Consider the following 9,323-nt stretch of genomic DNA (forward strand, 5'->3'; position numbering starts at 1 on the left):
GCGCAATCGCCTGGACGGATCGTGGGTCATGCAGATGGCCCGGCGGCTCACCGATTCCAAAGGCAATTTTGCCGGCATCCTGAGTGCCGGGGTCCGCCTTGTCTATTTCACACGGCTGTACGAGAACATCGGAATTCAGCAAGGCGGATCGATCTCCCTGCTGCGCAACGACGGAATGATGCTGGCGCGATACCCGTTCGCGGACGAGATGATCGGGCACCACTATGCGAGAGCGAATACGGGCCGCACGGCGGTCTGGAATATCGGTGTCCAGGGCAGCTACAAGCACGTGGCCGTGCACGATGTGGCGGGCTTTCCGCTGAAGATCTCCGCAACGATGACAGAAGACGCCGTCCATGGGTCATGGCGGCGCGACGCCGTGATCCTGATGTTCGGGACGGCTGCCGCCGTTGCCGGCATCTTGTCGTTGATCGTGCTGGTGGGCCGCAGGGTTCGCGGCATGAAGGCCTCCGAAGATCTTCTCGCCAAGCAGAACGCGCTGCTCGCGGAGCAGAGCGAGCGTCTGCTCGAGGCGCAGCGCATCGGCAAGCTCGGGCACTGGGTCACCGATCCCAGCCGCGAAACGGCGGTGTGGTCGCAGCAGCTGTTCGACATCACCGGTCTGCCACCCAGCCCCAACGTTCCGTTCGAGACGATGCTGGATCTGGTCCACCCCGACGATGTCGTGGGCTATCTTCGGGCGCGCGAGGCGGCTCGCGAAACGTCGTCCGGATATACCCATGAATTCCGCATCATCCGGCCGGACGGCGAAGTGCGGTGGGTGCTGATGGAGGCCAGCCCGCGCGGCCAGGGCGACGGCAGGCATTATTTCGGGATCATTCAGGACGTCACCGAGCGAAAGACGGCCGAGACCATCGCGGAGGAATCCAGGCTGCGCCTGGTGGATGCGATCGAGGCGCTGACCATGGGGTTCGTGCTGTTCGACAAGGACGACAAGTTCGTGATGTCGAATACGCATTTCCGCGAGATGTTTCCGGCCTGGGCCGCGCTGATGCATCCCGGCATCACCTACCAGGATCTGTTTCGCAAGGCCCATGAGATCGGACTCATCAGTCCGAAGGGCGCGGATTTCGAGGACTGGCTGCGCAAGAAGGTCAAGCGGCATCTGGCCGGCAGCAAGGCCGTCGAGCATCGCGAGCCGAGCGGACGCTGGATCCAGAGTGTCGACCACCGGACGTCAGACGGCGGCTTCGTCGGGCTGCGCACCGACATCACCGCATTCAAGACGGTTCAGGCGCAGCTCGAGCAGAAGCTCGCTTACGTGCAGGCCATCCGCTCCGACCTCGAGGACCAGAAGCGGGAGCTGGAGGCGACGGGAGCCGAACTGCGCGCGGCGCGCGACGCCGCCCAGGCCGCCAACCGCGCCAAGAGCGACTTCCTCGCGATCATGAGTCACGAGATCAGAACGCCGCTCAGCGGCATGGTCGGCATGGTCGACCTGCTGCGCGGCACGCCGCTGACGGAAGAGCAGAAGCGCTATACCGTTCTGGCCAAGGAGTCCGCGGACCTGCTGCTCGAGGTCATCAACGATATTCTCGACTTCTCGAAGCTGGAAGCCGGCCGGCTGCAATCGGAATCGATCGATTTCGACCTTTCGACCGTCCTCGAGAGTGCGGTCTCGTTCATGGAAGAGCGGGCGAGGAAGAAGAGCGTCGATCTCAGGGCCAGCCTCGCTCCGGGACTTCCGCAGTTCCTCAAGGGCGATCCGACGCGGATCCGGCAGGTGGTGCTGAACCTCGTGTCGAACGCCATCAAGTTCACCGAGCAGGGTTCGATCGAGGTGCGGGCCGCGCACCACGATCATGATGATGGCACGGTCGGTCTGCGGATCGAGGTGATCGATACCGGCATCGGCATGTCGCCCGAGATCCAGGCGCAGATCTTCGATCCGTTCGTGCAGGCGGACACGTCGATCTCGCGCAAATATGGAGGCAGCGGTCTCGGGCTCGCGATCTGCAAACAGCTCTGTGCTGCCATGGGCGGCACCATCGGCGTCGAAAGCGAGCCGGGCCGCGGCAGCCGCTTCTGGATCGATCTGACCTGCCCGCGGGGCGTGGCGCCCGTGGCCGCCGCCGAGCCGGCCGTGGATCCGACCGAGCGGGAACTCGACATCCTGGTTGCCGAGGACAGTCCGATCATCGCGACGCTGATCTCGAGCCTGCTGGTCAAGCAGGGCTTCAAGCCCACCATCGTCGTCAACGGCGCCAAGGCCGTCGCGGCGGTGTCCGAGCGGCGCTACGATCTGGTGCTCATGGATGTGCAGATGCCGGAGATGGACGGTATCTCGGCCACCAAGGCGATCCGCCAGCTGACGGGCCCGGAGGCCCAGGTGCCGATCATCGCACTGACGGCGAATGCGCTGGTCGGACAGCGCGAGACCTATCTCGCGGCCGGCATGAACGACTACGTCACCAAGCCGATCCAGCCGCCTTTGCTGTTCGCCGCCATCCGGCGCTGGGCGCCGCCGCGGCAGGTGGCTTCGCCGCCGCTGCAGCCGGGCGACGCCAGCCTGGAGCTGTCCGTCTCCTGAACCAGGTGTCGCGTCGGTCCGGGTTTCGCAACTATACGACGTGGAAGTTCGACACGGAATCGTTGGCGAGCTGGGCGACGAGCTGCAGCTCCCAGTCGATATAGGCCTGCATCGCCTCGGCGGCATTGTCGGTGCCTTCGTAGGGACGCTTGTAGACGTCGTCGGGCGTCGAGATCCACGACTGTCGATCCGCCTCCAGAGCATGCCCCGCCGACGTCCACGCCCGCGTGCCGCCGTCGAGCACGCGGAGCTCGCGCGATGTCGCGGTCCGGGCATCGGCGAGTGCGAACGTCGCCTCGGCGCCGTCGCTGCTGGTCAGCACAAGTCCGCCGTCGCCGGGCAGCCGCGCAAGATCCGCGGCGAAGCGCGACGCCAGCACGAAATGCGCTCCTGGAATGTGTCCGGACTTGTAGCCGGGGCTTCGGGTGAGATCGACGATCGTCCACCCGGCGGCCCGTGCAACGAGCTCCGCGACGTCGATCGCGGCGGCGCCGATGTCCGGCAGCGGCGGTCGCCGCGGTGCGCGTGGCTCGACCTCGGTCGGCGCAACCACGTCGGGGCCGACGATGGCGGCGTCCCAGCCCATCTGCGTCAGCCATGACGCCGTCATGCGCGCGCGTACGCCGTCGTCGTCGAACAGCACCAGGCGCGCGCCGCGCACACCGACCCATTCGTCGGTCGCCTGCACCAGCTGGCCGCCCGGCGCCGATGCGAAACCCGCCGGATGGCCCGCGGCATATTCCTCGGGCGTGCGCACGTCGAGGCAATACAGCGTGCGCGTGTCGGCCTCGTCCCGATGGCGCGCGAAGGTCGCGGCATCCAGCACCTTGACGCCGACCCGCTCGGCCCAGGCCTTGGCGTCGGCCAGCGCCGCCGTGTAGCTCGCCTGCGGCCGCTCCAGGAAGCGGGCGGTGTTGCCGCGCTCGACCTTGTGGCCGGCGAGCGTCCAGCCGATCGTGCCGTTGCGCAGCGCGTAGATCTTGTTGCGCAGGCCCGCATTGATCAGCGACTGCGTGCCGATGATCGAGCGGGTGCGGCCGGCGCAGTTGACGATGATCGTGGTGTCCGGCGACGGCGCGATCTCGCGCGCGCGGAACGCCAGCTCGCCGCCGGGCACGCTCACCCCGCGCGGGATGCTCATCGTTCGGTATTCCTCGAAGCGTCGGGCGTCGAGCACCACGAGGTCGCTCTCGCGCTCGATCAGGGCCTTGGCCTCGTCGGCCGACAGCGAAGGCGTATGCCTGATGGCCTCGACCAGCTCGCCGAAGGCCTTGCTCGGCACGTTGACGTCGCGAAACACCTCGCCGACGCGGGCATAGCCCGCCAGCCCGCCCTCGAGGACGGCGACATCGGAATAGCCGAGCGCGCGGATGCGCGGCACGGCGCGCGCCGCATAACCTTCGCCGTCGTCATAGACCACGATCGGCGCGCTCAGCCGCGGGATCAGGTCGAGGATGCGCAGCTCGATCTGCGACAGCGGCAGCGACACCGCGAAGAACGGATGCGACAGCGAGTAGGGGCCTTCCTCGCGAACGTCGAGCAGCGCCACCTCTTCGCTCGCGCGCCAGCGCCGCCGCAGCTCGGCCGGGGTGATGGTGCTGAAGCCGTCAGGCGGTGCGGTCGGGCCAGAGGTTGGGGACGCTGTCATTCGAATATCCGGAAATGAAGTCCTGGGCGTCGCCGGTGTCCGGATCATACACCGCGCGATTGATGCGGCCGATATTGCCGCCATAGACGTGGATGCTGATCGAGGAGCGGTCCGCCAGGCCGTTGGAGATGGCGTGGATGTCGCCAATCCTTGGCGATACCGCGGCGGTTTGTCCAGCCCGCAGCCGCTCCGGAGGCCCTGCCTGCAGGCGCCCGTCCGGCTGCCGCGCATAGCTCACCGCAAGTTCCTCGCCGCGCAGCACGCCGACCAGCCCCCAGACGCGATGATCGTGCACTGGCGTCCCTTGTCCGGGACCCCAGACGAAGCTGACGATCGAGAAGCGCTCGAGCGGATCGGCATAGAGCAGGTATTGCCGGTAGCGGTGGCCGTCGGCCGCGGCGTAGGCGTCGGGCAGCCAATCGTCGTGCGCGACGAGGTCTTTCAGACTGGGCGAAAGGGCCGCAAGCAGCTCAGGCTCTGTTGCCGTGCTTGCGACGAGCCGTGCCGTCCCGGCGACGAAGTCGCGGAGACGCGCGATGTCGGTCATGTCGGACTCATATCGTGGGTTGGAGGACGAAGAACGCGGATGCTCGCTCAGACGTGCGGGCCCAGCATCGCGATGTAGAACAGGTCCTCGCTCGAAAGCTCGGGCCCCCGGCGCCGCACGACCAGATCGCGCCTGATACCGCCGGCCTCATGCGGCTGTTGCGGCAGCAAATGACCGAGCCAGCCTCGGAACCATGAGACGTAGCGCATGACGGCCTCCGCGCGATTTCACCGCCTGAAAGCTAACATGCCGCGCCTCTCGTCGAACAGCGGCGAGCGCGGCGCGAACTCAGTTTGACAAATCATGCTCGCTGAAACGCCGCGTCGGCAAATTCCTTTTCTGCGTCGGGCTCGCAGCATTGCTCGGCTTCTCCGCTGGATGTGTCGCCATCGGCCATCCGCCCCGTCAGGCTGTCGTGCCAATGGGTGCGGAACGCCAGCCACGAGGAGTGATCCTGGAATGCCACCTCGGCAAACCATTCGACGGTCACCGCGCCGCTCGGCCAGTAGCGCTCGCGGTCGTGCCAGCACACGACGGGCCAGCGCGGATTGCGGGAGGAGCGGCCGGTCTCGTCATGCAGCGACGGCCGGCCGAGATGATCGATCAGCCATTCCATCACCTCGGGCAGGAACGTCGCGGCGAACGAGACGCCGTGGCGGCCGAGCCGCTGCGGCATGCGCATCACGCGCTGGTCGATGATCGCAAACGCCGGCGGCACCGCGCCGACATTGAACTGCCGGATCATCAGCAGCCGGAAGCCGCATTCGCCGAGCTCGGCCGGGACGGCATGGATCGCGGTCGGTTGAAGTGGAGCCGTCATGTTCATACCAGTGCTCCCTTCGCCTGTTCGAGCATGTGGACTGATGAAAGCTGTAGGCCGTCGCGTTCGACGATCGCGCCGAACGTCTCGGCGAGCGCGGCGCAGACGGCGAGCGCAGCGGCTTCTTCGCGCGGATCGCCGCCCCATTTGAATGTCATCACGAGGTCGCGCGCATCCGCGCGGGCATCGGCAAAGCGCAGATCGAAGCCCGCGTCTTCGCCGTCCAGCGTGCAGGGCAGGTAGCCGGAGGTCTGCAGCGGCACGTAGCCCTCGTCGAGCGTCAGTGCGAAGGGCAGCCGATCAATCGCCTGCTGCAGCGCTGCGCGCGACGGCACGTCGCTGCGCTTCAGATAGGCGGTCAGTAATCGTGCCATCTCCGTGTCTCCCGTCCGCATCCGCACGGCGCTGCTGGGCACCGGCAAATGACCCGCGCGAATACGGAGAGTTGGACCGAATCCGACGCGACGAAATTCAACAATCCCCGACATTGCTGCCGGTGAGGGAGAGCAGATCAAATTTCGTGCCAGATATCGGGGACGCCTAGTGCAGGCGGTGTCCGTCCGGGTCGTCGTGCGGAGCGGCCATCTGCGCGATCGCGCTGGACTGGTGGTGCACCATGCGCCAGAAGCCGCCGATGCGCGCGAAGTGATTGGCGGCGGCGAGCGCGGCACCGTCGACCAGCTCGATGCACAGCACGTGACCGTGATCGCCATCCACGATCGCGTGAGGATCGGCGCAGACGATCTGCGGGCGCGCGGGATTGGCCAGGATGTCGCGCCAGCTGCCGATCACGGCGGCGCGGCCGACGATCGCCGGCCACCCCGGATGAATGCAGGAGATGCCGTCGCGATCGGCCCAGAGCGCCGCGAGCGCGGCGAAGTCGCCGGCCGCGAAGGCTGCGTAGAAGGCCGCATTGGCGGCCAGGATCTGGCTCTCGTCGCTCATCGCCATGGGGTGAGCCAATCGCCTGCGAAAATCAAGCAATGTTTGGAACCGCACACGCGGCGTCCGCAAAAACTTGCAAGCTTCTTGCAAGACCTCGTCGAGATGACATCGCAACGCGTCAACCGAGGTCTTGTCATGCTTGAAACAGCCATTGTCGGCGGCGGATTGTGCGGAATGAGACTCGCGCGCAGCCTGCAGCAGCGCGGCGGCACCTTTGCCTTGTTCGAAGCCCGACATCGCCTCGGCGGGCGGGTGCTGTCCGCCAAGAGCAGAAGCGGGCTGGCGCTGGACCTCGGGCCGACCTGGTTCTGGCCCGAGACCCAGCCGCTGCTGACCGGCCTGATCACCGAGCTCGGCCTGTCGCATTTCGCCCAGCATGATGGCGGCACGGTGCTGCACCTCAAGGAGGCCGACAAGGCGGCCGAGCCGGTCAATGGTCCGCCGATCCATCAGGGCGCGCGACGGCTCGCCGGCGGCATGTCCCGTCTGATCGAGGCGCTGGCGCGCAAGCTGCCGCCGACAGCCATCCATCTCGGCCATGAGCTGATGCGCATCGTCGATTGCGGCAGCCATGTGCGGCTGATCTTCGCCACCGAGACCGAGTCGGTCGCGATCGAGGCGAAACGCGCCGTGCTGGCGCTCCCGCCGCGGCTGCTGATCGATCATGTCGGCTTCTTCCCGGCGCTCGACGATGCGACCTTCGAGGCGATGCGCAATGCCGAGACCTGGATGGCGGCGCAGGCCAAGGTCGTGATCGCCTATGACCAGGCGCATTGGCGCGACAAGGGCCAGTCGGGCAACGCCTTCGTCAGCCATGAGCAGGCCGTCATCGGCGAGATCTACGACGCCTGTGACGAGGGCGGCGACCGCGCCGCGCTCGGCGGCTTCCTGGCGTTTCCGCCGGACCTGCGCGAGGCCTTCAATGTCGGCCTGCCGATGCTGATGGACAGCCAGATGGTGCAGCTGTTCGGCGCCGCGCTGGACGGCGGCGAGCAGCATTATCAGGACTGGGCGACCGAGCGCTTCACCTGCAGCGCGCTGGACCGCACCACGCCGCGCGGCGAGCACAGCGAGATCGCCAACCCGATGCTGCGGCGGGCGCTGTGGGACGGCCGGCTGCATCTCGGCGGCGCCGAGACCGCGAGCCACGCCGCCGGCTATCTCGAAGGCGCCGTGAATGCCGCGAGGCGCATCGAGCGCGCGCTCGCCCGCGCCGCCACCGAGCCGCCGGCCGGGCGCATTGCGGCGATCGGGGAGGAGGTGTCGGGCAACGCCGCGAGCCTCGCCTGGTTCGGCTCCTGGGTCGCCGCGCAACGCGATGCGGCGTTCGACGACTACCGGCAGCGGCTCAACCGCAGCCTCGCCACGCAGCAGCGCGAGCAGCTGACGCAGCTCGCGGCTCTCGGTGCGATGGAGCAGGTGTTCGCGGCGGCGCTGCAGGTGCTGGATGCGCTGACCTTCGACATGCGCGACGTCGCGGTCGAGCGCGGACGTTCGGCGCTGATGCCGGAGATCCAGAAGCCGTTCCGCGACGTCATGCAGTCCCTGCTCGACGATGCCATCGCCTACAACCGCACCTCCTGCGCGCTGTCGAACTTCCCGTTCGAGCACAAGCCGTCGAAGGACTATGTTCAGGCCATCCTGCGCGACATCGCCGCCGCCTGGCAGGAGTTCTCGCTCGCCGCCAACCGCCTGCTGCTGGCGAAGGGCGATGCGCTGCGTCAGCCGACGAGCGTGTCGTCGTGAGACGTCTGACGTCTGTCGGCGTCAAATGGCCTCATGGTTCGAGACGCGCCGCATGCGGCGCTCGTCACCATGAGGGTCGACGTCGTCCCCGCGGACAGATCCTGATCCAGAGGAGTCCGCGGAAGGCGGGCGTCTCGAAGCATGGCCAAGCAATGAGTGAGCTCCGATGAAGCTGCAGATTGATCGTCCGGCGATCGAGGCTTTTACGGCCGCTTTCCCGCATCTCACCTCCCTCAAGGATCAGCTGCGCTTCGGCGACAAGGTCGAGCTCAACCTCGCGCAGCTCGCGACTGCGGAGCTCGATGGCCTGCGTGATTATTATCAGCAGGCCGGTCCGGAATGGCACGCCCGTGCGGCGCATATCGCGACGCTGCAGCGCGCCTTCAACGATTCCGGCACGCGCTTCGCCGAGCACGAGCTGGAGCAGGTCCTGCCGGCCATTGTCCGTTACCTGATCTCCGGCGCGATCCGCGGCTGGATGTTCACCGCCAATGTCGCCAGCCGGCCATTGCCCTATGTCGTCACGCGCCTCGACTACACCGCGCCGTCGAACGACGAGGCCGGCCGCGTCTTCATCGAGCTCAAGGCCAACGCCAAGGGCGCGATCACGACATCGACCTTGCGCATCTCCACGGGCGACATCGTCGGCCGGACTGTGGCCGAGATCTTCGCCGCCAAGGGCTTTCTCAAGGAGACGCCTGAGCTGATCGCTGCGCATGACGAGACCGCGGAGCGCTATTTCGCCTGGCGCGGCCGTTACGGCGCGCAGTTCTCAGGGCGCGGCATCGGCTTCTTCGCCGACGACCCGAACGCATCGCATCGCGACATGGACTGGTCGCGCAAGGATGTCATCGTGCTGTCGTCGGGCGGCGGCAGCGCGCGGCTGGTCAACGACGAGGGCATCCTGACCGAGCGCGCGCTGACGCTGGAGGTCACCGGCGACATTCTCGGTCCGTATCTGCGCAAGGCCGCCAAGAGCAACCTCTACGATGCCGAGCAGGAGGTCGAGGAATCCCGGGCGGCGATCCCGAAGGGCGTGTTCTGCAAGATCCCCGTCCACCCGTAC

General features: G+C 67.1%; 8 protein-coding genes and 1 pseudogene. 3 read left to right on the top strand and 6 right to left on the bottom strand.

What is annotated here, in order from left to right; translation table 11 throughout:
• On the top strand, positions 1-2,551 hold a 2,551-nt coding region (locus tag BRAS3809_RS08790; RefSeq protein ID WP_035655799.1), incomplete at its 5' end, for an ATP-binding protein.
• Positions 2,552-2,582: 31 nt separating this feature from the next.
• Here BRAS3809_RS08790 and BRAS3809_RS08795 read toward each other — a convergent pair.
• From BRAS3809_RS08795 to BRAS3809_RS08815, 6 genes are all read right to left on the bottom strand, one after another.
• The gene (locus tag BRAS3809_RS08795) at positions 2,583-4,199 is read right to left on the bottom strand and encodes a rhodanese-like domain-containing protein (protein WP_008961734.1); all 1,617 of its coding nucleotides are present in this window, start codon (positions 4,197-4,199) and stop codon (positions 2,583-2,585) included.
• Positions 4,159-4,746: a cysteine dioxygenase family protein gene (locus tag BRAS3809_RS08800; protein WP_008961735.1), complete on the bottom strand. Its 588-nt coding sequence runs from the start codon at positions 4,744-4,746 to the stop codon at positions 4,159-4,161. Before BRAS3809_RS08800 ends, BRAS3809_RS08795 begins: the two co-directional genes overlap by 41 nt.
• Positions 4,747-4,793: 47 nt before the next feature.
• Entirely contained in the window at positions 4,794-4,955 is a 162-nt protein-coding gene (locus BRAS3809_RS36530; protein WP_170323267.1) for a hypothetical protein, read from the bottom strand.
• Between the two features lie 92 nt (positions 4,956-5,047).
• Positions 5,048-5,566, bottom strand: a complete 519-nt coding sequence (locus BRAS3809_RS08805; protein ID WP_008961736.1) for a hypothetical protein — start codon at positions 5,564-5,566, stop codon at positions 5,048-5,050.
• 2 nt (positions 5,567-5,568) lie between these two features.
• Positions 5,569-5,940, bottom strand: coding sequence for a hypothetical protein (locus BRAS3809_RS08810; RefSeq protein ID WP_008961737.1), 372 nt, complete (start codon positions 5,938-5,940; stop codon positions 5,569-5,571).
• A 166-nt stretch (positions 5,941-6,106) separates the two neighbouring features.
• Positions 6,107-6,511, bottom strand: coding sequence for a nuclear transport factor 2 family protein (locus BRAS3809_RS08815; RefSeq protein ID WP_035655805.1), 405 nt, complete (start codon positions 6,509-6,511; stop codon positions 6,107-6,109).
• 174 nt (positions 6,512-6,685) lie between these two features.
• Here BRAS3809_RS08815 and BRAS3809_RS08820 point away from each other — a divergent pair, with 174 nt between their 5' ends.
• Together BRAS3809_RS08820 and BRAS3809_RS08825 are read left to right on the top strand one after the other, a co-directional pair.
• Positions 6,686-8,257, top strand: a complete 1,572-nt coding sequence (locus BRAS3809_RS08820) for a flavin monoamine oxidase family protein (RefSeq protein WP_240535630.1) — start codon at positions 6,686-6,688, stop codon at positions 8,255-8,257.
• Positions 8,258-8,423: 166 nt separating this feature from the next.
• A pseudogene (locus BRAS3809_RS08825) lies at positions 8,424-9,323 on the top strand (AAA family ATPase); the annotation flags it as partial.

Source organism: Bradyrhizobium sp. STM 3809, assembly GCF_000239795.1.
In the GTDB taxonomy this organism is placed as follows: Bacteria; Pseudomonadota; Alphaproteobacteria; order Rhizobiales; family Xanthobacteraceae; genus Bradyrhizobium.